The sequence below is a fragment of the Streptomyces lacaronensis genome (assembly GCF_047337785.1).
In the GTDB taxonomy this organism is placed as follows: Bacteria; Actinomycetota; Actinomycetes; order Streptomycetales; family Streptomycetaceae; genus Streptomyces; species Streptomyces lycopersici.
On the sequence record NZ_JBLHDK010000003.1, the window covers coordinates 3,148,391 to 3,172,053 of the forward strand.

The 23,663-nt window shown below is 72.6% G+C and carries 19 protein-coding genes; 7 read left to right on the forward strand and 12 right to left on the reverse strand.

The genetic code is table 11. The annotated features are described in order from the left end of the window. Window positions 1-372 precede the first annotated feature (372 nt). The 11 genes from ACMTAK_RS13300 to ACMTAK_RS13350 all read right to left on the reverse strand — a co-directional run bounded on the left by ACMTAK_RS13300 (window position 373) and on the right by ACMTAK_RS13350 (window position 14,804). Window positions 373-1,554: an ROK family transcriptional regulator gene (locus ACMTAK_RS13300; RefSeq protein ID WP_413806426.1), complete on the reverse strand. Its 1,182-nt coding sequence runs from the start codon at window positions 1,552-1,554 to the stop codon at window positions 373-375. A gap of 187 nt (window positions 1,555-1,741) precedes the next feature. After that, window positions 1,742-3,178, reverse strand: a complete 1,437-nt coding sequence (locus tag ACMTAK_RS13305; RefSeq protein WP_413806427.1) for a DUF6177 family protein — start codon at window positions 3,176-3,178, stop codon at window positions 1,742-1,744. Then, window positions 3,175-7,194 (reverse strand): type VII secretion protein EccCa, encoded by a 4,020-nt coding sequence (gene eccCa / locus ACMTAK_RS13310; RefSeq protein ID WP_413806428.1) that lies wholly within the window; start codon window positions 7,192-7,194, stop codon window positions 3,175-3,177. The genes ACMTAK_RS13305 and eccCa overlap by 4 nt, the downstream gene beginning before the upstream one ends. Beyond that, on the reverse strand, window positions 7,191-8,135 hold the full coding sequence (locus ACMTAK_RS13315) for a type VII secretion protein (protein ID WP_413806429.1): 945 nt from the start codon (window positions 8,133-8,135) through the stop codon (window positions 7,191-7,193). The genes eccCa and ACMTAK_RS13315 overlap by 4 nt, the downstream gene beginning before the upstream one ends. Before the next feature lie 506 nt (window positions 8,136-8,641). After that, window positions 8,642-10,009 carry a type VII secretion integral membrane protein EccD gene (gene eccD / locus ACMTAK_RS13320; RefSeq protein ID WP_413806430.1) on the reverse strand — a complete coding sequence of 456 codons (1,368 nt, stop codon included), beginning with the start codon at window positions 10,007-10,009 and terminating at the stop codon, window positions 8,642-8,644. Window positions 10,010-10,032: 23 nt separating this feature from the next. Continuing rightward, complete coding sequence (locus tag ACMTAK_RS13325) at window positions 10,033-10,302, reverse strand: hypothetical protein (RefSeq protein WP_413806431.1); 270 nt, start codon at window positions 10,300-10,302, stop codon at window positions 10,033-10,035. 20 nt (window positions 10,303-10,322) lie between these two features. After that, complete coding sequence (locus tag ACMTAK_RS13330; protein WP_413806432.1) at window positions 10,323-11,267, reverse strand: hypothetical protein; 945 nt, start codon at window positions 11,265-11,267, stop codon at window positions 10,323-10,325. Window positions 11,268-11,347: 80 nt separating this feature from the next. Next, window positions 11,348-13,702 carry a hypothetical protein gene (locus ACMTAK_RS13335; protein ID WP_413806433.1) on the reverse strand — a complete coding sequence of 785 codons (2,355 nt, stop codon included), beginning with the start codon at window positions 13,700-13,702 and terminating at the stop codon, window positions 11,348-11,350. Further along, window positions 13,699-14,097 carry a DUF6507 family protein gene (locus tag ACMTAK_RS13340; protein WP_413806434.1) on the reverse strand — a complete coding sequence of 133 codons (399 nt, stop codon included), beginning with the start codon at window positions 14,095-14,097 and terminating at the stop codon, window positions 13,699-13,701. The genes ACMTAK_RS13335 and ACMTAK_RS13340 overlap by 4 nt, the downstream gene beginning before the upstream one ends. A 44-nt stretch (window positions 14,098-14,141) precedes the next feature. Next, entirely contained in the window at window positions 14,142-14,450 is a 309-nt protein-coding gene (locus ACMTAK_RS13345) for a pore-forming ESAT-6 family protein (protein WP_137980117.1), read from the reverse strand. Between the two features lie 21 nt (window positions 14,451-14,471). Then, window positions 14,472-14,804 carry a hypothetical protein gene (locus ACMTAK_RS13350; protein ID WP_037957788.1) on the reverse strand — a complete coding sequence of 111 codons (333 nt, stop codon included), beginning with the start codon at window positions 14,802-14,804 and terminating at the stop codon, window positions 14,472-14,474. 173 nt (window positions 14,805-14,977) lie between these two features. Here ACMTAK_RS13350 and ACMTAK_RS13355 point away from each other — a divergent pair, with 173 nt between their 5' ends. Next, the gene (locus ACMTAK_RS13355; protein ID WP_413806435.1) at window positions 14,978-15,259 is read left to right on the forward strand and encodes a ribosomal protein L7/L12; all 282 of its coding nucleotides are present in this window, start codon (window positions 14,978-14,980) and stop codon (window positions 15,257-15,259) included. A gap of 52 nt (window positions 15,260-15,311) precedes the next feature. On the opposite strand, the gene ACMTAK_RS13360 is transcribed toward ACMTAK_RS13355, so the two are convergent. After that, window positions 15,312-15,989, reverse strand: a complete 678-nt coding sequence (locus ACMTAK_RS13360; protein ID WP_413806436.1) for a GntR family transcriptional regulator — start codon at window positions 15,987-15,989, stop codon at window positions 15,312-15,314. A gap of 158 nt (window positions 15,990-16,147) precedes the next feature. Here ACMTAK_RS13360 and ACMTAK_RS13365 point away from each other — a divergent pair, with 158 nt between their 5' ends. From ACMTAK_RS13365 to fdhD, 6 genes are all read left to right on the forward strand, one after another. After that, window positions 16,148-17,536: an L-lactate MFS transporter gene (locus ACMTAK_RS13365; protein ID WP_413806437.1), complete on the forward strand. Its 1,389-nt coding sequence runs from the start codon at window positions 16,148-16,150 to the stop codon at window positions 17,534-17,536. After that, window positions 17,533-17,655 carry an MFS transporter small subunit gene (locus tag ACMTAK_RS13370; protein WP_268981280.1) on the forward strand — a complete coding sequence of 41 codons (123 nt, stop codon included), beginning with the start codon at window positions 17,533-17,535 and terminating at the stop codon, window positions 17,653-17,655. The genes ACMTAK_RS13365 and ACMTAK_RS13370 overlap by 4 nt, the downstream gene beginning before the upstream one ends. 173 nt (window positions 17,656-17,828) lie before the next feature. Then, on the forward strand, window positions 17,829-19,778 hold the full coding sequence (locus tag ACMTAK_RS13375) for a molybdopterin oxidoreductase family protein (protein WP_413806438.1): 1,950 nt from the start codon (window positions 17,829-17,831) through the stop codon (window positions 19,776-19,778). A gap of 2 nt (window positions 19,779-19,780) precedes the next feature. After that, the gene (locus ACMTAK_RS13380; RefSeq protein ID WP_413806439.1) at window positions 19,781-21,802 is read left to right on the forward strand and encodes an NADH-ubiquinone oxidoreductase-F iron-sulfur binding region domain-containing protein; all 2,022 of its coding nucleotides are present in this window, start codon (window positions 19,781-19,783) and stop codon (window positions 21,800-21,802) included. Further along, entirely contained in the window at window positions 21,799-22,671 is an 873-nt protein-coding gene (locus ACMTAK_RS13385) for a 2Fe-2S iron-sulfur cluster-binding protein (RefSeq protein WP_413806440.1), read from the forward strand. Before ACMTAK_RS13380 ends, ACMTAK_RS13385 begins: the two co-directional genes overlap by 4 nt. A gap of 5 nt (window positions 22,672-22,676) precedes the next feature. After that, window positions 22,677-23,567: a formate dehydrogenase accessory sulfurtransferase FdhD gene (fdhD, locus tag ACMTAK_RS13390; RefSeq protein ID WP_413806441.1), complete on the forward strand. Its 891-nt coding sequence runs from the start codon at window positions 22,677-22,679 to the stop codon at window positions 23,565-23,567. Window positions 23,568-23,663 lie beyond the last annotated feature (96 nt).

Genomic DNA, 23,663 nt, shown 5'->3' on the forward strand with positions numbered 1-23,663 from the left:
CTCGATGCGGTGCGGTCGCTCGTATGCGGGTGCGGGTCGCTCGATGCGGTGCGGTCGCTGGGCGTGTGGGGCGCTTGGGCGTGCGGGACGCTGGGCGTGCGGGTGCGCGGCGGGGCGGTGATGTGGTGGTGCCGTGGTGGGGCGGCAGGGCGCGACGGGGTAGCGGCGCGGCCCCGGTGGGAGTGGGGTGCCGGGTGGTGCGGCTCGGTGGTGCCGGTAGTGCGGCTCGGTGGTGCGGCTCGTGCCTCGACGTGGCGTACGCCGAGGTGCGGTGCGGATGCGGTACTGCTGCTGCGCTGTGCCGAGGTACGGCCCGGCCGTGGCCGGGCGGGGTCATGCGGTCATGCGGTCATGCCGTCGTGGATCAGGCGGTCAGGCCGGTGAGAAGAGGTGGTCGCTGATCAGGCGGGCCGCGCCGGTGACCCCGGCGGCCGGGCCGAGTTCGCCCAGCACGATGGGGAGGTTGCCGGTGGCCAGGGGCAGGGACTGGCGGTAGACCTGGGTCCGTATGGCGGCGAGCAGCGTATGGCCGAGCCCGGTGACACCGCCGCCGATGACCACCAGACCGGGGTTGAAGAAGCTGACGAGCCCGGCGATGACCTGGCCCGTACGGGTGCCGCCGTCCCTGATGAGGTCGAGGGCGGTCGCGTCGCCCGCCGACGCCGCCGCGGCGACATCGGTGGCGGCGAGGCTGCCCACTTCCTCCAGCCGGGCGGCGAGTTCGGCGGACCGGCCGTCGCGGGCGGCCTCCTCGGCGTCGCGGGCCAGCGCCGCGCCGCCGAAGTAGGCCTCCAGACAGCCGTGGTTGCCGCAGGCGCAGGGGCGGCCGTCGGGTTCGGCCTGGATGTGGCCGATGTCGCCCGCGCTGCCCGTCGTGCCGCGGTAGACCTCACCGCCGACGACGATCCCGCAGCCGATACCGGTCCCGATCTTCACGCAGAGGAAGTCCTTGACGGAACGGGCGACTCCCGCGTGCTGCTCCCCCATCGCCATGAGGTTCACATCGTTGTCGACCATGACCGGGCAGCCGAGCTCCTGGCTGAGCGCCTCCCGTACGGGGAAGCCGTCCCACCCCGGCATGATCGGCGGCGCCACGGGCACGCCCTCGGGGAACCGCACCGGGCCCGGCACTCCGATGCCCGCCCCGTCGAACCCCTCCGCCACCCCGGACGCCCGGAGCTTCGCGGCCATGTCCAGCACCTGCTCGAAGACCGCGACGGGCCCCTCGCGCACATCCATGGGCTGGTTGAGGTGGCCGAGAATCTCCAGTTCGGCATTGGTCACGGCGACGTCCACGGAGGTGGCGCCGATGTCCACGCCGAGCAGCCGCAACCCGGGCGCGAGCCGGATGTTGTGCGAACGCCGACCGCCCCGCGAGGCCGCCAGCCCGTCCGCGGCCACCAGCCCGGTCTCCAGCAGCCGGTCGATCTCCACGGCCAGCTTCGAACGCGACAGGTCGATCTGATCGCCCAGCTGAGCACGGGAGTTGGGGCCGCCGTCGCGCAGCAGGCGAAGCAATCGCGCCTGATGCGCGTTCGCCGGTCGTGCCGTCATGCGCCTCACGCTGCCCCTCCCGCCGTCATCGGCATCCACGTGGCCGGGCTTTCACGGGGAACGTAGCAGCGGTTGTCGGGAGTGGGAAGAACTTGCGCCGCAATTGGCTCCGACTTTCTCCTGTCTCAGGACAAAGTGAGGCGCGCACGGGTGCGCCTCGAGTGCCCCACGGGTGCCCGGCGGCGCTTCAGCCCGGCTGCCTCAGATGGCGCATGAGCTGCTCGAACAGTGCCCAGCTTGAGGGTGAACTCCCGTCGCCGAGCGGGTAGTAGAAGCCCGGGCGGGCCGCGGGCCCCAGCGGCACGGGCCGGGCGGGCAGCGGTGTGCGCCGGGCGAAGGTGAGGCCGACGTCCTGTGCCTCGTCGGCTCCGAGCGCGAAGCCGACCGGGACGGCGGGCGGTTCGAGGCGGGCGGGCAGGCTCAGGTCGCGGCGGGCGGCCCGCAGCTGCACCAGCAGCGACTGGAGCCGGTGCTCGGTCACCAGCGTGGCCGCGAGGTCGGGCAGGGCGTCCAGCGGCGGCTTCTCGCCGGGGCCGTAGCCGAAGGCCAGCGTCACGTCCTGTTCGACGCCCCGGGCGGTCCGCTCCACGCGCAGCGTGGCGATCGCGGGCCGGTCGGCACGGCCCACCGCGACCACCCAGGTGCTCTCCGGGGCGCGGTCGCGGGCGAGGGCGGTCAGTGCCTCGCCCGACCAGGGCAGATTGACGGGCTCGGCGGTGCTCCAGCCCTCGGGTGGACCACCGGTGACGGCGGTCCATGCCGCCTCGAGGGGCCCGCCGAGGACGAGCCGCTCCTCGGCCGGCTGCACGGTGCGGAAGGACAGGGCGAGTTGGCGCTCCCCCGTGTCCCCGGCGCCCTCGAGGAAGGCCGGGGCCACCGGCGTGCGCTCCAGTTCCGCCTCGACCGGGGTGAACCCCCCGTCGTGCCAGCGCAGCACGGCGCCGGACAGCCCGTCGTAATAGCCGCCGCCCTCGTCGTCGCGCACCACCCAGCGGGACGGCAGCCCGGTGAGCGACAGGCGCGTGGGCAGGCTGAGCCGGGAGGTCGCGGGGGTCACGATCTGGACGGCGCGGTCGTCGGCGGCCGCGGCCCGTATCGCGTCCGAGAGCCAGGCAGTCATGGCGACCACGGGTCTGTCCTGGAGCACCACCGCCGTACGCTCGGTGAGCACGTCGACGGCGGGCTGGGCCGCGGCCGGGGCGGCGGCCGCGGCACCGGCGCCGGACCGTGCGGCCCCGGCGCCGGGCCGCGCGGCCTCGGCGTCCGCCGCCGCGTCCGACGGCCAGACCGAGCCGCCGCACAGCCGGGCGAGACGCCGCGCGAAGGACGCCGCCAGCAGCTCGGCGCGCTCCACTCCGGTGGCGGCCCTGGCCTCGGTCCACCACACGGGCACGCCGGTGCCCTGGGCCTCGGGGCCCAGCAGCCGCGCCGCCTCGCCCGCGACCCGCACCAGCAGCGGCGCCTCCACGGACACCAGCGGGCGGCCCGCCTCGTCGCACAGCTGGATCACCGCGCCCTCGCCGGCCGAGCGCACGTCGAGCTCGGGGCCCCCGGCGAACAGCCCGGCGACGAGGCTCCAGACGTCGGGCATCCGCTCGGTGAGCGCGATCACGTCCTTGGTCATCGGCCGTCCTCCTCCGGGTGCCGCTCCTGCTCCACCCATCCCGTCTGGACCAGGCGGTCGGGCTCACCGCGCCGGACCAGCAGCCCGCGCCCGGGCGGCTGCGCGGACGCGTACACGCCCGGGAACAGCTGGCCTTCCATCCGGTCGCCCGCCATCACCAGGGCCGATGTGCCGCTCTCCCGCAAGGTCATCAGGAACGGCTCGTACAGGGCCCGGGAGCTGCCCGCCACCCGCCGGGCGACCACGAAGTGCAGCCCGATGTCCGGCGCGTGCGGCACATACGGCAGGAAGGGCTGGAGCGGCTGCTGGCCCGCGGTGGTGAGGATGTCGTAGTCGTCGACGAGGATGACGATGCGGGGCCCGTCGTACGCCGGGCCCGCCGAGGGCGGCGGGGTCCCGGCGGTCTCGTCCGGCATGCGCTTGGCCAGCTCGCCCGCGATGCCCGCGGCGAGCCCCTCGCAGATCCGGGCGTTGTACGCGTAGCCGCCCTGGTACGCCTCGGGCACCACCTCGCGCAGCCCGCGCCGCGGATCCATGATCCCGAAGACCAGCTCCTCGTCGGAGTACCGCGCGGCCAGGCCCTCGGCGATCAGCCGCAGCAGATTGGTCTTGCCGCACTCGTTGTCCCCGAGGACCAGCAGGTGCTGGTCGCGGTCGAACAGGTCGAGCAGCACGGGTGCGAGCGCGGTCTGGTCGACCCCGATCGGCACCCGGCGCGGCTGGGACGTGGCCGACGGCAGCGACCGGGCGGGCAGCCGCGCGGGCAGCACCCGCACCCGCTGCGCCGTCTCCCCGGGCCAGGCCGCGCCGATGGACCGGGCCGCCTGCTCGACGGCCGCGCCCAGATCGGCGGTGGAGGCGTGGCCGTCCAGGCGCGGGAGGGCGGTCTGCGCGAACAGCTTGCGGTCGGTCAGGGCGCGCCCGGCGTCGTCGGGGGTGAGGGTTTCGGCGAGCCTGCGGTCGACGCTGCTGTCGCCCGGGTCGTTCAGCCGCAGCTCGATATGGGTGCCGAAGGTGGACTGGTGGCCGATGCGCACGTCGTTCCAGCGCAGCATCGCGGCCACGACGTGGATACCGTACCCGCCGCCGCGCTTGAGCAGGTCGCCCACGGCGTCGTCCAAGGCCTCGAAGTCGTCGCGGAGCGCCCCGAACCCGTCGATGAGCAGCACGATGTCGGTGGACGCCAACTCGGGCAGGGATCCGGCGGCGCGCAGGGCGCGCAGCCGCTCCATCGAGTCGATGCCGTGCTCGCGGAAAAGCTCCTCGCGGGCGTCCAGCATGCCGCGCACCTCCTCGACCGTGCGGGTGGCCCGCTCCCGGTCGGCCCGCCCGGCGACGCCGCCGACGTGCGGCAGCGCGGCGAGCGCCTGCAGACCGCCGCCGACCAGGTCGAGACCGTAGATCCCGACCTCGCGCGGGGTGTGGGTGAGGGCGAGGGAGAGCGCGAGGGCGCGCAGCAGCGTGGTCTTGCCGGACTGCGGGCCGCCGATCACGGCGGCGTGGCCGCCGGCGAGGGTGAGGTCGAGGACCCACTGCCCCTGCCACTGCCGCCCCGGGTCGTCCAGCAGCCCCAGCGGCACCCGCATCGTCCCCGGGCGCCGGACGAACTGCATGCCGCGGGCCGCGTCGACCTCCACCGGCCCCGCCGCGGCGTCCAGCGCGAGTGCGGCGGGCAGCGGCGGCAGCCAGATGCGGCGCACCGGGTCGGCGGCGCCCCTGATCCGGTCGACCATCACGGACATCACGGTCGGCCCGGGGTCCCGGGTGCGCTTGCCCGCGCCGGGCGCGTCGTCCTCGGCGGGTGCGGAATCCTCCGGCCCGGCGAGCGTGTTGTACGCGGGGTACGGGTGGATGGCGGGCCCGGTGTCCTCCACGGTGCGCGACGCAGGGCCCCGGTACGGGCCGGAGACGTACCCGGCCTTGAACCGCTCGTACGCCGTGGTGTCCACCTTGAGGTAGCCGAAGCCGGGCAGCGGCGGCAGGTGGAAGGCGTCGGTGGTGTCCAGGACGGTGCGGCTCTCGTCGGCGGAGAAGGTGCGCAGGCCCAGCCGGTAGGAGAGGTAGGTGTCCAGGCCCTTGAGCCTGCCGCCCTCGATGCGCTGGCTGGACAGCAGCAGATGGACGCCGATGCTGCGGCCGATGCGGCCGATGGACAGGAACAGGTCGATGAAGTCGGGCTTGGCGGTGATGAGTTCGCCGAACTCGTCGATGACCACGAAGAGATGCGGCAGCGGCTCCAGGTCGGGTCTCGTCGTCTCGCGCACCGCGGCGTAACTCGAGATGTCGGCGACGTCGCCCGCGTCCTTGAGCACCTGCTGACGGCGCTTGACCTCGCCCGCGAGGCTGGTGTGCACCCGCTCCACGAGCCCGGCCTGGTTCTCCAGGTTGGTGATGACGCCGGCCACGTGCGGCAGCCCGTCGAACGGGGCGAAGGTCGCGCCGCCCTTGTAGTCGACCAGCACCAGCGCCAGGTCCTGTGGCGGATGGCCGGCCACCAGGGCGAGGACGAGGGTGCGCAGCAGCTCGCTCTTGCCGGAGCCGGTGGCGCCGACGCACAGCCCGTGCGGGCCCATGCCCAGTTCGGCGGACTCCTTCAGGTCGAGCAGCACCGGTTCGTGGGCGTCGTTGACGCCGATGGGCACCCGCAGGAAGGAGCGCTCGCCGCGGGGTGCCCAGGCACGGGCCAGGTCCAGGGCGCCGGGGTCGTCGACGCCCAGCAGCCGAGGGAAGTCGACGGGTCCGGACAGCGGGGCGTCCACGAGGGATTCGGCCGACAGCCGCAGCGGGGCCAGCATCCGGACCAGCCCCTCGGCCCCGGCGGCGGTGACGTCGTCCACGGTGCCGTGGGCGCCCGTCGGCCGCGCGCCGCGCAGGTCCTCCACGACCACCTGGTCCTCGCCGACGGTGATGCGGATCGCCACCTCGCCCGGCTCCTGTACCCGCTCGGCGACCAGGTGGAGCACGGTGACGCCCATCTCGCGGTGGGCCACGGCCTCGTCGGGGCGCGGCAGCTCCCGTGCCTCCTCGCCGTGGTCATCGCTGATGACGAGCAGCCGGCCGGTGAGCCCGAGCGCGTCGGCCCCGGACAGCCCGCGCCGCACCTCGGCCGCGTAGGCGGCGCGCTGCCGGAGGTCGCGGCCGAGCAGCCGGGCGAGCTGGGGCAGGTCGGGGGCGATCCGGCGGGCGGCGACCGGCCCGTCGCGCTCTTCGGCGTCCAGCAGGTGCGGCAGCCACTTGAGCCAGGCCCAGTCCCGCTCGACCCGGTCGCCGGGGGCGGCGAGCGCCAGGGCCACGTCGTCGGGGGCGTGGGTGGCGGCGGTCTGGACGAGCAGCGCCCGCACCACCCGCAGCACCGCGTCCCGCTCCCCCACCACGCTGACGTTGCCCACGCGGTCCAGCGGCACGGTCAGCGGCAGATCGGTGACCAGTGCGTAGCGCCCGACCAGGGCGCCCGCCTCGTTGAGCATGAACGGGTCGGGCGGGGTGAGCACACTGCCCGACTGGCGGGCCACGGTCAGCGGCCGCAGCGGCATCTCGCCGGTGCCGATCCGCACCCGCAGGAAGTCCGGGTCGGTGCGGCGCCGCTCCCACAGCCGGGCCGGGTCGCGCACCACGTCGTACAGGGCCTGCGGCGGCGGGTCGAGCACCCGCGCGGTGGCGCGCCAGGCCCGCTCCTCGGCGCCGAGCTCCTCGCGCAGCTCCTCCAGATACTCCAGATACCGCTCGCGCTGCCGGCGGCGGGTGCGCTGCGCGCGGCCGCGCTGGGAGAACAGCAGCACCAGGGCGCCGACGACGGTGACCACGAGGACGAGGGCGCCGATGGCCGCGAACTGGCCGCTGCGCAACACGGTCATCATGACGACCGAACTCATCACCCCGGCGATCGGCAGCAGCGACATGGCGGCCCCCGCCGCCTTGCCCTCCGGCAGGTTGGGCGGGGCCTCGATGGTGCGCGGCTCGGGCTCGGGCAGCGGGCGGGTGGTGCGGGCGGGCCGGTGCACCAGGTGGGTTGTCATCGCCGTCCTCCCCTGTGTCCTCCCCCGTGTCCTCCTCTGTCGCGCACGGCGCGGTCCAGGAGTGCGGCGGCCAGGCGGCCCGCGGCCAGCCGGGTGCTGTGGGCGAGCAGCCCGGTGCGGATGGCGCCGCCCGCGGCCAGATGACGGTCGTACGGGATGGCCATCACCTCGACCCCGCTCTCGGCGAGGTGGGCGCGGGCCACGTCGAGGTCGAGCGCGGTGTCGGGCGAGGGCTCGGTGAGGGCGACCACCGTGCCGGGCAGCATGGGCCGCGGCACCGCCGCCATCCAGTCCAGGACGGTGCGGGTGCTGGCCACGCCCTCCAGGGTGGCGGGCGCCACCAGCACCCTGGCCTGCACGGTGTCCAGGGCCGTGCGCGCCAGCTCCCCCGGCAGCGTCTCGCAGTCGACGACGGTGACACCGAAGTAGCGGCGCAGCGCCATGGTCACGGTGCGGTAGGCCCGGATGTCCAGCGGAGTGCCGATGCGGCCCTGGCTGCCGGGCAGCAGCCAGCCGCCCTCGGGCAGCTGGACCAGGTAGCCGGTGACCTCCGCGAACTGCATCGAGGGGGATACGACATGGGCCACGTCCGCGCATGTCCAGCGGACCGACTCGGCGCCGAGCCGGATGGGCAGGCTGCCCAGTGCCGGGTCGGCCTCCACGGCGAGGACCGGGTCCTGGCGGTAGTGCGCGAAGGTGAGGTTGAGCAGCGCCGCGACGGTGGTCTTGCCCGCGCCGCCCCGGATGCTGCTCACCGCGATCTGCCGCCCGGTGGTGACCGGTTGCTGCAGCGCCCGGGCGACCTCGGTGGCCTCCTCCACCTCACGCGAGGCAGACGCGGCGGCCAGCCGCCGCAGGGTCCGCCCGGCGCGGCGGGTGACCGGGTCCCCGCTGCGCGGCCTCCCCTGGGCGAGGGCGAGCCGAGGGTCGACGGGGGGCACGGGTGTGGGGGCGGGCAGGTGTTGGGGGCGCGCCTGGGGACGCCGGTCGGGGGGCGGGGCGGGTGCGGCGGGCGGAGCGGGTGCGGGGTCATCTGGGCCCGCGGCCCCGTTCACCCGCCGTGGGGCGGGGGCGGGGCGGGCCTCGGCAGCTCCCGGAACGCCGGGAGCCTCCCCGGCCCCGGGAGCGCCCGAAGCCATCAGAGCGCCCAGAGCCTTGTGGCCTTCCGAGGCCTTGGAGTCAGAGGCGTCCAAGGCACCTTCCGAAACCTTGGGCGCGTGAGCCTTGGGCGCGCCGGCCTCCGGGGCCTCCTGGCCGCTCTCCCTGACGTCCGCGGCCCCGGCGGTCCTGGAGGGCCCGGGGCTCTTGGAGACAGGCGTGTTCCGCAACTGGCGGAGCACATCGCTCTGCCAATCCCCTGCGCCCATGACGCCTCCCCTCGGCTCGGATACGGACAACGGTCGACTACGGCTACGGCAACACCAACGGCTACGGCCGGGAACCGGCGCTAGAACGCGTCCAGCAAGCGCCCGTACACCCCGAACACCCCGACCACCAGCGGAAACAGCACGATGACGCCAACCGTCTCGACCAGGTCCACGATCCGCCGGAGCCGGACGCGGACATGCTCGGGCGGCCGTACGGTCAGCACGCCGAGCGGCAGCAGCGCGGCGACGGCGAGCGCGGCCAGCGGCCCGTACGGTCTGCCGTCGGTGGTGTCGAGCCAGAGCACCACCAGGCGTACCAGCAGCACCAGGGCCGCGGCGAGCAGCGCCACCACCTCGGCCGCCAGCGGGTACGCCCGCGACCGGGACAGCAGGACGACCGCGAGCACCGCGGTGAGCGGCACCGTCCACGCGGAGGCGTCGCCGACGGCGAGCAGCCCGGCGGCGGTGGCGGACACCGCGGTGACGAGCGTGGCGAACACCAGCCCCCGGTGGGTGGCGGCGAGCGCGGTCGCCGCCTCGTGCCGGCTGACCGACGCCCCGCCCGAGCGCCGGTCGTCCAGCCCGGTGAGCCCGGCGGCGGTCAGTGCCAGGCGCGGCAGAAGGCCGAGCGCCACCACGGACACCACGGCGAGCACCGCACCCGACCGGGCCTGCTGGGCGTCGGTGTGGGCGCCGTCCTGCAACGCGGCGACGACCTCCCACAGCCCGCCGGTGACGACGACGGCCCCGGCGCCGATGTACGCGCCCCGTCCGACCGTGGCCGAGGCCCCGAGCAGCAGCAGCGTCACCGCAACGGCACCCGCCACCCCGGCGAGGCGCGCCGCGCCGCCCCAGCCGTGGGCGTCCGCGGCCGTCCAGGCGGCGAGCACGCCGAGGGCGCCGCCGGTGAGCATGAGGGTGGCGCCGAGGTCCCGGTTGCGCAGCCGGGCGGCCGCGGCCCCGGTCAGCGCCGTGGCCGCGGCCGCCACGGCAAGGGCGGTGGCCACGCCGGAGTCGGGGAGGCCGCGCCGCGCCAGCAGCCCGACGGCCAGTGCCAGCGCGAGGGTGGCCGCGCTCGCGGTCCACTGCCGAGCCGCGGCCGACCAGCGCCATGCCCGGAGGTCCAGGTCCTCGGCCACCTCGTCGGTGACGTCGTGCACCACCGGCGCCGCGGGAACGTCCCGCTCCCGTACCAGCCGCAGCACCGCACCGTCCGGCACCGCCGCGGACGTGAGCGTGGCGTCCTGCGGCAGGACGACCCCCTCGGCGGTGACCAGATGCCGCAGCGTCGGCCGGTCCGCCACCTGGTCGTCGACCAGCCGCAGCACATCCGGCAGCAGCCGGCCGACCGGCTCGTCGGCGGGCAGCACGATGTCCACCCGCCGCCGCTCCCCGACCAGCGTGACCCGGCTCAACTCGGCGCGCCGCGCCCGCTTCGCCACCCCCACGATTCCCCCTCCCCCGATGGGCCCTACCGGGCCGTGTCCGTCGCGGCGGTGGACGAAGGCGTCAGCACGCCCGGCCCGGACCGGCCCTGCTTGCCGATGGTGTCGGAGATGAACGACCACCCCACGCACCCGGCACACAGCACCGCCGCGATCACGATGCCCGCGAACACCTTCCCCAGATTCTCATCCACCGACCGCCGCCCCCGCTGCGCGCCGAACAACAACGCGTCCCGGATCCGCCGCCGCCGAACCGCCACCGACTCCAGCAGCTGACTGTCGTAGTCCCGTGCCATCTGCCCGCCCCCTTCTTCCCTCAGCGTCCGGAGAGCGCCTGAAGGTCCTCAAGGCTCGGTGCCACGGCCTCGGACCCCGGAACCACGCGGCCCGAGGCGCTGTCCTCGGCGAGGGCCGAAAACCCCTGGAGGGCCTGCTCCGGGGACAGCCCCCGGCGCTTGGCCTCCCGAAGGCGCGTCAGCCAGACCGCGCCCGCGGCGAACGCCTTCTCCCCCAAAGCGTTGCGCGGTTCATAGCCCGCGGCGCCGTCGGCATCAGCAGCCCACAGATAGCCGAGAACGCTTTCACCTGAGGCCACCGCCACGTACCGCACGGGGGACTCCGTCAGCTCGTGGTACCCCTCCGGGCCCGGGGGAACGCGGGACCGGAGCTTCTTGGAGCGATAGGGGATCTCGAACATATGCCAGGAATCGAGGAGTTCCGGATCCTCGTCCGGCATGTCCTCGAACCCCGTCGGTGTCGGCGTCGCGTACCAGGTGGGGTTTCCGGGATCTGGTTCGCATTGGGTGAATTCCGACACCGCTCGCAGGGCGGCCCTCAGCCTCGGGGCGTTGGCCGCATGGACGTCGGGCTGGGGATGACCGAGGAGATCATGGGTCAACCAGGCGTCCGCGTAGGTGTGGACGGTCACCAGGTCGCTGGCCCGCGCCCACACGCTCACATCCACCGAGAAGACCCGCTCCGCGCTGTGCTCGGCCTCACCCTCGGTCCATCGGCCGGGAAAGGCCAGCAACGCCACGGCGACCCTGAGGCCGCCTCGAACCGCGTTTTCCGCTTCGTGAAGGGCCTGGACGAGTTCGGGAGCAAGTTCGGGCTTTTCGGTAAAGGCCCCGTCCACCGTCACCTCCCAGAGGAAGGCAGGTCCTCCGTCATCGTCGGCGCGGATCTCGAGGCGGGCCGTGGAGGGGCCGTCCACGAGGCCCTGGTCCGCCAGCAGGGAGCCCACGGCCAGGGCCACGCGCACCCCGCGCTCCAACGGCGGCCTTCCCTCGAAGAAACGCGGCCCGGATTCCCACGTCCAACTGCCGACAGGTACTGAAGTAATCACTGGACACTCCTGGGGAATACGTCGGCACCGGGCGGAATGATGAGGGTTCCGTCATCGAGACGGATGACGAACGCCAGTCCTTTACCCCTGTCGAGGGCGTACCGATGTGTTCCCTTGTAGACTTCCATGAGCTCTCGGGGAATCCCCTTCGCCTGCCATTCCGCCAGCGTACCCTGGCCGTCCACCAGCATGATTCGCCGATCGACGTCGGACCTTTGGAGCTGCCCGAGGTACTTCGGCCGCGTAATCTCGTTCAGCGGATCCTTCGGATTGTCAAGACGCTTCATCTGATAGCCGTACGTGTGGTCCGGATTGTCACTGACCCGTACGTCGATGTCGCAGCCATTCTCCTTGATCTCGAAGTCGATGTCCCGAAAGCCGTGGTCGTATAGGTCGTTGGCGAAACGAAGCTGATCGATGGACGGCTGCACCATGAGCACACGGCCGGAGCCGAGGGAGGACACGACCTGCCCGTAGTTCTCGCTGCCGGAGAACCGCCCGGAGGCGAGGATCTCCCCCACCTCGCTGCCGTGCGGGTGCTCCGCGAGGCGGGACAGGGCCTTCTCCAGCACCTGTGGCTTGGGGCGCTCCGGGCCAGGCACCTGCTTGAGCGCCTCCCGGATTCTCCGCTCGGTCTCGCCCCCGCGCTCGAGCGGCCGGGGCTCGTCGGCCGGGACCCCGTCGTCGCCCGGACCACCAGGGTCGTGGGGACCACCAGGACCACCCGGGTCGTGGGGACCACCCGGACCACCCGGGTCGTGGGGACCACCCGGACCACCCGGGTCGTGGGGGCCGCCAGGACCACCGCCGCCGCCGGGGCCGTCACCGCCACCGCCACCGCCCGGGGCGGCGGGGTCGTGGGTGGGGGTGCCGGTGTCGTGGGTGGTGGGGTGGGAGCCGCCGCTCGTGGTGGGGGTGTGCTTCTCGGGCGGGTCGTTCGGCGGGTCGTTCGGGCCGTCGTCGCTCGCGCGGGGGCCCAGGTCGTCGGGGGCGCGGCCCACCTCGTGGCCGGGGGCGCCCACATGGGCGAGCTCCCGCTGCCGGGGTCGCTGGGCCCCGTCCAGCGCCTGCCGGTCGGCGGCGGACAGCTCGTGCACCGGGTGGTGCACGGTGCCGTCGGGGAGTTCGAGGGCGCCGTTCTTGTGCAGGACGCTGCCGTCGGGCAGCTTGACCGAGCCGTCCGGGCGGAAGACCGTGTCGTCCGGAAGTTTGAGTGAGCCGTCCGGCAACTGCACACCGCTCCCGGCGCGCAGGTTCTTCAGATGGCTCACCAAGTCGCCGACCTTGAGCTTGGACAGCCCGATGCCCGCGCCCTTGACGACGTAGGTCATCGGGTCCACGACCTTGCCGACCTTCCCCGCCGCGCTGAGCGTCCGCGCGACGGCGCCCGACTTGGCGGCGGACCCCGCGCCGTCCGTGGCGATCGCCGTGAGCACGTTGAAGGTGACCCCGCCCGCCGCTCGGGCCGGGTTCTTGCCCCACTCGTCCCATGCCACCATCGCCTTACCGGCGTTGATCATGGTGTGTTTGGTGCTCTTGAGGAACCCCGGCAGCATGGAGTCAGGCGTCGCGAACCAGCCCGGCACCAGCGTGTTCAGCGACAGGCCCACGGCCAGCTTGCCGAGGTTCGCCCAGGAGTTCTTGAAGGCGTCCCAGCCGTCCACGCCGATCATGGTGCCCAGCCCCCGGATGGTGCCCCAGACGCCGTCGACGATGAAGCCGTCCCAGACGAAGCTCTTGATCCAGTGGTCGAACTCGTACCAGTGGTGTGTCTCCGACTCCTGGGTGCCCCAGGGCGTCTTTTCCGCGTGCTGGAAGACGTCCGCCGTGTAGCCGTACATCCCCGCCTTGTGGGAACCGTCGTCGACCACCCAGTGGGTGCCGCCGACCAGCGCACTGATCTTGTTGGCGCAGCTCCGCTCGGCGGCCTCGAACGCGGCCGTGGCCGCGCCCACGTCGGCGATCAGGTCATTGTTGTGCTGGACCTTGTCCCCGTCGTCCTTCCAGTCGTCGTCGCCCCCGTTCTCCCTGATGAACTCGGCGGCGTCCGCCCTGAGCCGCTTCAGCCGCTCGACGATGGGCCGCACCTCGGTGGCGTAGGCGCTCAGGGCGCTGCTGACGGCCTCCAGCTTGGTGGCGAACCCGTCGGCCGTCTCCTTGACCGGCCTGGTGGTCGCGAACAGCTGCTCGGCCTCGGGCGCCGTGTAGTACGCCGACAGGCCCTGGAACTGGTCGTGGACCCCCTGGCCGGTCTTGCGGATGTGTCCGGCGTCCGCCTTCAGCGCGGGCGCGTCCTTCTCCAGCTGCTCCAGTCTTCCCGTGAACTCGGGAATGCCATCCAGACTGATCATTTCGGACCGTTCCGATGGTGTTGACCCGGAGGGTTCAGATCGGGCGCCTTCAACGCCTCGCGCTGGGCGTGCGCCGCCATGGCGAGGTCGCCCCCGACGTACTCCTTCGTGGCGGTCGCCGCACCCTTGATCGACTTGCCGGAGCGCGCGGCGATGTACTTGATGTCGTTCTCTGTCTTCTGTTCGAACTCGACCAGGGCCGCCGCGACGGGCCCGCCCTCGGGCTTGGGCCCGCACCCCATGCTCAGCGTGCCCGCCGACTTCGCGGCGCTCAGCAGATGCTTGCCGTACGACTTCGCCTGGCCCTCGATGTCGTCGGCGACATGTCCGGTCTTGAGAAGGACACCGCGCACCCCGCTGATGTCGATGTCCCAGCCGTCGTCAGGCTTTCCCACCACGTCCCCCTTTCAGCCTCAACGGCGCGCGGTGTCACGCGAGTTCAGCCGATGGCGTCCACCGCCGCCTTGGCCCTGGACAGGGTCTGCTGGGCGGTCCCGTCGTTCTTCTCCAGAGTGGCCTTCACCAGGTGGATGATCTGCCGCACCTCGGCGGCGGCCTTGTTCCACCGCGCTTCCTTGCCGTGGTACTCGTCCGCCACGCCGTCGGCGGTGAAGTCCGCCATGGCCGCCTTCACCGCCCGGTCCCGGTCGGTGAGCACCCGCTCCAGCTGCCCGATCACCACGCCGAGGCTCCCCTGCACCTCACCCGACGCCCCCGTGTCGTAGCTGCGCCGATCCTGATTCCCCATTGCTCGTCACCCCCGCCGTGCTCACCGGCCGTTGAAACGGGCCGCGTCGAAATTGGCCGCGGCCATGGTCTGCCGCGCGTTGTCCGCCGACTCCACGTCACCGCTGCCGAATGCCTTGTCCATCCCGGACTGGCCGCCCAGGATGTCCCGCAGCGAGCCGTTGAGCGCCGCGGTGATCTCGTCCGCGTTCTGCTTGAACTGGTCGAACGCCGCCTTGCCCGCGCCGTTGAAACGGCCTTCCAGCGGCTGCGCCGCGGCGATCAGTTGGCGGATGAGCGCCCCCAGGTCATCACTCGATCCGGATGTCTGGGAGGTCAGCGTTGACAGCGTGGAACTGCCCATGTCGAACTTCACGAACCCCACCCCCGTTGGGTAGTCGCCATGGTTCCGTCGAGCGGGCCCCGCGTCGGAGGCCCGACCCATCTCAGTATGGCCCCGGGCACCGACAGTCCCGCCACCGCTCGGTAACAGTCGGTCGCCCAACTCGTAACAGGACCGACGGCGGCCCGACACTACGATCGCCGCTCATGGAGATAGTGGCGTACCTCGTGATCATGGTTCTCATCCTGCAGTTTCCGCTGCTGGAGTCGAGGATTCAGAAGATCCAGCGCAGGGCGGACCGCATCGAGCGCAAGCTGGATCTGATCCTCGGCCACCTGGACATCCAGGTGGCCGAGCCCGGTCTCGAGCGGGTGGCGGCCCTGGTGCGGGAGGGCAAGAAGATCGAGGCCATCAAGGTCTACCGGCAGCTCACCGACGCCGACTTGAAGGAGGCCAAGGACGCGGTCGAGCGCATGGACGTCGCTTAGGGCCTGCCTGGAGGTCGCGGCGCCGGGCGGACCGGCGGGCCGGCGGATCGGGTCAGGAGCGCTCGCGGTCGTGGTAGGTGCGGCGGGTGTGTTCGGTGTGGGCGCGCATGACGGCCGTGGCGCCGCGTTCGTCGCCCGCGGTGATGGCCGCGATCAGCTCGCGGTGCTCGATCCAGGACTGCTTGCCGCGCTGGCGGGCGACCGGGGTGTAGTACCAGCGGACCCTGCGGTCCACCTGGGCGGCCAGCTCGGACAGGACCGCGTTTCCGGCCAGTTCCATCACCTTGGCGTGGAATTCGGCGTTGGCCGCGACCGCGCCGTCCACATCGTCGTCCAGGACCGCGCGCTCGCCCTTCGCGCACAGGCCCTCGAGGGCGGCGACGCCGGCCTCGTCGGCCCCGGCGGCGGCCAGCCGGGCGGCCTCGGCCTCGAGGAGCGTGCGCACCGTAAGGAGCTGATCGGCCTCCTCCTCGGTGGGCTCGTGGACGAACGCGCCCTGGGCGGGCCGCAGATCGACCCAGCCCTCGGTGTTGAGCCGCTGGAGGGCCTCGCGCACCGGCTGGCGGGAGACCCCGAGCTGGCCCGCGAGTTCGCTCTCCACGAGGTGCTGGCCGGGGCGGAGGGCACGGGTGGTGATGAGTTCGAGCAGCGCCTCGTAGACGCGCTCGCGGAGTGGCCCGGGCCGCTCCAGCTTCGGCACCGCGCCGTGCGGCAGTCCCCTGGACAGCATCGCGCCCCCTCTGGCTCACTGTTCACCGAATGTCCGGATTCACGGGATGCGTGAATTGGTTATTGTCTACAGTTTACCCACCCTGTCCACGGCTCCGACACATCCCAGGTACCTTGACGTCTGGTCATTGACTCGTTGAATCCTTAAAGTCCGGGCACATGCTCACCAATGATCGTCTCGGCCCGCTGCATCGCTCACGCACCCTGGCCCCACCGGGCTGGAGCCGCTGGCTGGTGCCGCCCGCCGCCCTGGCCGTCCATCTCTCCATCGGCCAGGCCTACGCGTGGAGCGTGTTCAAGCCGCCCCTGGAGTCCTCGCTGGACCTCTCGGGCACGGCCAGCGCGCTCCCCTTCCAGCTGGGCATCGTGATGCTCGGCCTGTCCGCCGCCTTCGGCGGCACGCTCGTGGAGCGCAACGGCCCGCGCTGGGCGATGTTCGTCTCCCTCGTCTGCTTCTCCTCCGGCTTCCTCGTCGCCGCGCTCGGCGCCGCCACCAGCCAGTACTGGCTGGTGGTTCTCGGCTACGGCTTCATCGGCGGGATCGGGCTGGGCATCGGCTACATCTCCCCCGTCTCCACGCTGATGAAGTGGTTCCCCGACCGGCCCGGCATGGCCACCGGCATCGCCATCATGGGCTTCGGCGGCGGGGCGCTCATCGCCTCGCCGTGGTCCAGCAAGCTGCTGGAGCACTTCGGCACCGACAACGGCGGCATCGCCGCCACCTTCCTGGTCCACGGCGTGACCTACGCGGTGTTCATGACCCTCGGCGTCCTGCTGGTGCGCGTACCGCCCGAGGGCTGGCGGCCCGCCGGCTGGGAACCGCCGCAGGAGCAAGGGCACATGATCAGCACGGCCGACGTCTCCGCGCGCAACGCCATCCGCACCCCGCAGTTCTGGTTCCTGTGGGTGGTGCTGTGCATGAACGTGACGGCGGGCATCGGCATCCTGGAAAAGGCCGCGCCCATGATCGGCGACTATTTCAAGGACACCGACACCCCCGTGACCGCCACCGCGGCGGCCGGTTTCGTCGCCCTGCTGTCGGCGGCCAACATGGCCGGGCGGCTGCTGTGGTCGTCCACCTCCGACCTCATCGGACGCAAGAACATGTACCGGGTCTATCTGGGCGTGGGCGCGCTGATGTATCTGGCCATCTCACAGCTCGGGGACTCCTCGAAGCCCCTGTTCGTGGTGTGCGCCCTGGTGATCCTCTCCTTCTACGGCGGCGGCTTCTCGACCGTTCCGGCGTATCTGAAGGACCTGTTCGGCACCTATCAGGTGGGCGCGATCCACGGGCGGCTGCTCACCGCCTGGTCGGTGGCCGGGGTCCTCGGCCCGTACATCGTCAACAAGGTGGCCGACCACCAGGAGGAGGCGGGGAAGACCGGCCCCGGGCTGTACTCGCTCTCGCTCACCATCATGATCGCGCTGCTGATCGTCGGCTTCATCGCCAACGAGCTGATACGGCCGGTCCATCCGCGCTTCCACGAACCGGCCCCCGCGGCGGCCGAGTCCGAGGCGGCCCCCGCCGCGAAGGGAGGGGACCGATGACCGAGCCCACCAGGAACCGCACCGCGCTGACCGTGGCCGTCTGGGCCTGGGTGGTGCTGCCCTTCGGGTACGGGGTCTACGAACTCGTCCAGAAGGCCACCCAGCTCTTCACCGGCTGAGCTCGCCCCACCGTCCGAGGCCCCACCAACGGGAGACGGAAGGGGGTTGAGGTGTCGTCCGACTCCTTGACCCCCTTCTCGGGCATACTGTATTCAATATTCAGTCGACGATTCCCGGACGCTCGGTCCCTTCACGTCGCACCACGCGGCGTGACCGCCGTAAGGAGCCCGTCGTGGCCCGTAACCGCCAGCGCAACCGACAGCAGAAGCAGTACCCGCGGCTGACCCACCCCCTGGTGCGGGACTCAGTGAGCGGAGAGCTCCGCCGCGCCTCCTGGGACGAGGCGCTCAGCCGGGCCGCCGCCGGGTTCCGGGCCGTGACGGCGGCCCACGGGCCCGACGCGTTCGGCATGTTCTCCTGCGCCCGCGCCACCAACGAGATGAACTACGTGGCCCAGAAGTTCACCCGGGTGGTGATCGGCACCAACAACGTCGACTCCTGCAACCGCACCTGCCACGCGCCCAGCGTCGCGGGGCTGTCCGCCGTCTTCGGCTCCGGCGGCGGCACCTCGTCGTACGGGGAGGTCGAGGACACCGACCTCATCGTGATGTGGGGCTCCAACGCCCGCTTCGCGCACCCGATCTTCTTCCATCACGTCCTCAAGGGCATCCACAACGGCGCCCGGATGTACGCCGTCGACCCGCGCCGCACCTCGACCGCCGAATGGGCGGAGAGCTGGCTGGGGCTGAACGTCGGCACCGACATCCCGCTCGCCCACGCCGTGGGCCGCGAGATCATCCACGCGGGGCTCGCCAACCGGGCCTTCATCGAGCGCGCGACCACCGGCTTCGAGGAGTACGCGGCCCATGTGGAGCCCTGGACGCTGAGCGTCGCGGAGAAGGTCACCGGCGTCCCGGCGGACGCCATCCGCGATCTCGCGCACGCCTACGCCACCGCCGAGCGCGCCCAGCTGTGCTGGACGCTCGGCATCACCGAGCACCACAACGGCACCGACAACGTCCGGGCGCTGATCAATCTCTCCCTGCTGACCGGCCATGTCGGCCGGTACGGCAGCGGACTCCAGCCGCTGCGCGGCCAGAACAACGTGCAGGGCGGCGGCGACATGGGCGCCATCCCCAACCGGCTGCCCGGCTTCCAGGACATCCTGGACCCGCCCATCCGGTCCAAGTTCGAGCGCGCCTGGAACGTGGTCATCCAGCCGCGCTACGGGCTGAACCTCACCGAGATGTTCGAGGCCATGGAGGCGGGCGAACTGCGCGCCGTCTACTGCGTCGGCGAGAACCCGGCCCAGTCCGAGGCCGACACCGAGCAGGCCGTCCGGCGGCTGGAATCGCTGGAGCACCTGGTGGTGCAGGACATCTTCCTCACCCGGACCGCCGAACTGGCCGATGTGGTGCTCCCGGCGACCGCCGGCTGGTGCGAGACGGAGGGCACCACCACCAACAGCGAGCGGCGCGTCCAGCGGGTGCGCAAGGCCGTGGAGCCGCCGGGCGAGGCACGCGAGGACATCGACATCATCTGCGAGCTGGCGCGGCGGCTCGGCCACGACTGGAAGTTCGAGGGCGCGGAGGAGGTCTGGAACGAGCTGCGCGATGTCTCCCCGGACCACTTCGGCATGACCTACGAGCGGCTGGAGGAGCACCAGGGCATCCAGTGGCCCTGCCCCAGCACCGACCGTCTCGAGCCCACCTATCTGCACGGCCGGCTGTGGGAGAACGATCCGGCGCTGCGCGGCCCGCTCGCCCCCTTCGGACCGGTGAAGCACGATCCGCCGGTCGATCTGACCGATGACGCCTTCCCGATCCGGCTCACCACGGGACGGCGCCTGGACTCGTACAACACCGGGGTGCAGAGCGGGGGTTTCGCCTCTCCGCTGCGGCGCGGCGAGTACATCGAGCTGTGCCCGGAGGACGCGGCCCGCTACCGGGTGGAGGCCGAGGAGCGGGTGCGGATCTCCTCGCGGCGCGGTTCGGTGGTGGCGCCGGTGTGGATCGATCCCGGGCTCCGGCCCGGTCTCGCCTTCATGACCATGCACTTCCCCGACGAGGTGGACACCAACTCCCTGACGATCGAGGCGAACTGCCCCATCGCGGGGACGGCCGAGTTCAAGGCGTCGGCCATAAGGATCGAGAAGATTCCCGTGACCGCCGTAAGGAGCTGATCGTGGATCTGCGGTTCGGTGACAGCAAGCCCACGGACGAGGAGCGGGCCGCGGTCGACGCGCTGCTCGGCCCGCCCGAGTCCGCCTGGGAGGGCGCGGACGACCGTACGGACACGGATCTGCGCTGGGCGCGCGGCGGCCGCGAGGCACGGGAGCGGCGCGATCTGCTGTTGCCCGGGCTGCACGCCCTCAACGACCGGGTGGGCTGGATCAGCGAGGGCGGCCTGGACTATCTGTGCCGTCGGCTGACGGTCCCTCCGGCCGAGGGCTACGGGGTGGCGACCTTCTACGCGATGTTCGCGGTGAAACCCCGTCCGGCGACCGTCGTCCACGTCTGTACGGACCTGGCGTGCGCGGCCCGGGGCTCCGCCGAGCTGTGCGCGGAGCTCGAACGGGACGTGGGCCCGGCGGGCTCGGCGGGGTCCGGGGCCGTCTGGCAGCCCAGCCCGTGCCTGGGCCTGTGCGAGCGCGCCCCGGCGGCCCTGGCGATCCGCGCGGGCGAGGCCCCGCGGACCGCGGTCGTCGCCCCCGCCACCGCCGAGGCGGTCGCCGACGCGGCGTCGGCGCCGCACGAGGCGGCGGCCGAGCCGCCCGCGGTGGCCGCGGTCCCCCAGACCGGCGCCGACGGCCCCCACCCCCCGCCCGCCACGCGGGCGGGGACCGATGACGAGGCGGCCGCGGCCGACCCGGGCCCCGACGCCGGGCAGCGGCCGGAGAACTCCGTAGACACAGGGCCGCACGCCAACCCCGCCGCGCGGCCCTGGAGTTCCGCGCCGCAGGACACATCCGTGCCCCTGGCCGTAGGCAACGGCCTGGTGCTGCTGCGCCGGGTCGGGGTGGTGGACCCGGGGTCGCTGGACGACTACCGCGCCCACGGCGGATACGCCGCTCTGCGGCGCGCGTTCGCGCTCGGACCCGCCGGGGTGATCCGGGAGGTGACCGAGGCGGGTCTGGTCGGACGGGGCGGGGCCGCGTTCCCGACCGGGCGGAAGTGGTCGGCCACCGCCCAGCAGCCCGACCATCCGCACTATCTGGTCTGCAACGCCGACGAGAGCGAACCGGGCACCTTCAAGGACCGGGTCCTGATGGAGGGCGATCCCTACGCCCTCATCGAGGCCATGACCGTCGCGGGCTACGCCACCGGGGCCCACCGCGGCTATCTGTATCTGCGCGGCGAGTACCCCCGCGCGCTGCGCCGGCTGCGCACCGCCATCGACCGGGCCCGGGCCCGTGGCTTCCTCGGTAAGGACGTCATGGGGCAGGGGTTCGCGTTCGACATCGAGATCCGGCGCGGCGCGGGCGCGTACATCTGCGGCGAGGAGACCGCGATCTTCAACTCGATCGAGGGGCGGCGCGGTGAACCGCGCAGCAAACCGCCCTTCCCGGTCGAGAAGGGGCTGTTCGGCAAGCCGACCGCGGTCAACAACGTGGAGACCCTGGTCAACGTATTGCCGATTCTGATCGAGGGCGCGCAGGCGTACGCACGTACCGGCACCGGCACCTCGACCGGCACCAAGCTGTTCTGCGTCTCCGGCACGGTCGCCCGGCCCGGCGTCTACGAGCTGCCGTTCGGGGCGACGCTGCGGGAGCTGCTGGAGCTCGCGGGGCCGCCCGAGACCCTGCGCGCGGTGCTGCTCGGCGGCGCCGCGGGCGGTTTCGTACGCCCCGACGAGCTGGACGTCCCGCTCACCTTCGAGGGCACGCGCGCCGCGGGCACCACGCTCGGCTCGGGGGTCGTGCTGGTGCTGGACGAGGGCGTCGAGCTGCCCCGCGTCCTGCTGCGCATCGCGGAGTTCTTCCGCGACGAGTCCTGCGGCCAGTGCGTCCCCTGCCGGGTGGGAACCGTACGGCAGGAGGAGGCGCTGCACCGGCTCAGGGACCGTACGGGCGCCGCCGCGGCCGGGGACATCGCGCTGCTGCGCGAGGTCGGCCAGGCCATGCGGGACGCCTCGATCTGCGGTCTGGGCCAGACCGCCTGGAACGCCGTGGAGTCCGCCATCGACCGCCTGGGAGCCTTCAAGTGACCGCGATACCGCTGCGACCCCCACGCCGACTGGTGGACCTCACCCTGGACGGCGAGCCGGTCCGCGCCCCGGAGGGCAGCACCCTGCTGGACGCGTGCCGCGCCGCGGACAAGGACATCCCGACCCTGTGTCAGGGCGACACGCTCACTCCGAAGAACGCCTGCCGGGTGTGCGTGGTGGAGGTGGAGGGCGCCCGCACCCTCGCCCCCGCCTGCTCCCGCCGGGTGGAGCAGGGCATGGAGGTGCGCACGGACACCGAGCGGGCCCGGCACAGCCGTAAGGTCGTCCTGGAGCTGCTGGCCTCCTCCACCGATATGTCCACGACCCCGCGCGCCGCCGAGTGGATCGAGGAGTACGGGGCCGAGCCGGACCGCTTCGGCGCGGACGCGGCCCGGGTGGACGAGGAGCCGAAGGTCGACAACGACCTGTACGTCCGCGACTACGACAAATGCATCCTCTGCTACAAGTGCGTGGACGCCTGTGGTGAGCAGTGGCAGAACACCTTCGCGATCGCGGTCGCGGGCCGCGGCTTCGACGCCCGGATCTCCACCGAGCACGACGCGCCCCTCACCGACTCCGCGTGTGTCTACTGCGGCAACTGCATCGAGGTCTGCCCGACCGGCGCGCTGAGCTTCAAGACGGAGTTCGACATGCGGGAGGCCGGGACGTGGGACGAGGCGGCCCAGACGGAGACGACCACGGTGTGCGCCTACTGTGGTGTGGGCTGCAATCTCACCCTCCATGTGCAGGAGAATGAGATCGTGAAGGTCACTTCGCCGCACGACAATCCCGTCACGCACGGGAACCTGTGCATCAAGGGCCGTTTCGGGTACCAGCACGTACAGAACCACGCACAGAACCGGGACTGATCGACATGGGACGGGTCACCGAGCGACGCCGCGTCATCCGCATCCGGGACGGGGCGGTCAGCACCCGGCCGGACACCCTCGTGGCGGAGGAGCCGCTGGAGATCCGGCTGAACGGCAAACCACTGGCCATCACCATGCGCACTCCGGGCGACGACTTCGCCCTCGCCGCCGGATTCCTGGTGAGCGAGGGTGTCCTCGGGCGCGCGGACGAGCTGGCGAACATCGTCTACTGCGCGGGCGCCACTCCGGGGGCACCCCCAGCGGTAGCTGGGGGAGGGTCCAACACCTACAACGTGGTGGATGTGACGCTGGCCCCGGGCGTGCCGGTCCCGGACATCACGCTCGAACGCAATGTCTACACGACCTCGTCCTGCGGTCTGTGCGGCAAGGCCAGCCTGGACGCGGTCCGGACGACCGCGCGCTGGCCGCTGGCGGACGGCTTCGAGGACGCCGGGGGCTCCGCCGTCCGGATCGAGCCCGAGACGCTCTCCGCGCTCCCGGACCGGCTCCGCGCGGCGCAGCGCGTCTTCGACCGGACCGGTGGTCTGCACGCGGCGGCGCTGTTCAGCCCGGACGGAGAGCTGCTGGACCTGCGGGAGGACGTGGGGCGGCACAACGCGGTGGACAAGCTGGTGGGACGGGCACTCCAGCAGGGCCTGCTGCCACTGTCGGGGTCGGTGCTGATGGTCTCGGGCCGCGCCTCCTTCGAGCTGGCGCAGAAGGCCGTGATGGCGGGGATCCCGGTGCTGGCGGCGGTGTCGGCGCCCTCCTCGCTGGCGGTGGATCTGGCGGCGGAGACGGGGCTGACCCTGGTCGGCTTCCTCCGCGGCACCTCGATGAACGTGTACGCGGGCGAGCAGCGGCTCGCCCTGCGGACAGCAGTCGGCGGGGCCTGAGGAGCGGTCCGCCCGCTGCACGGGTTGGCGGGCCGGCCGACGGGGAGCGCCCCCTGCGTCGGCCGGCCCCTACCGGGCCCGGTGACTCCGTACCTA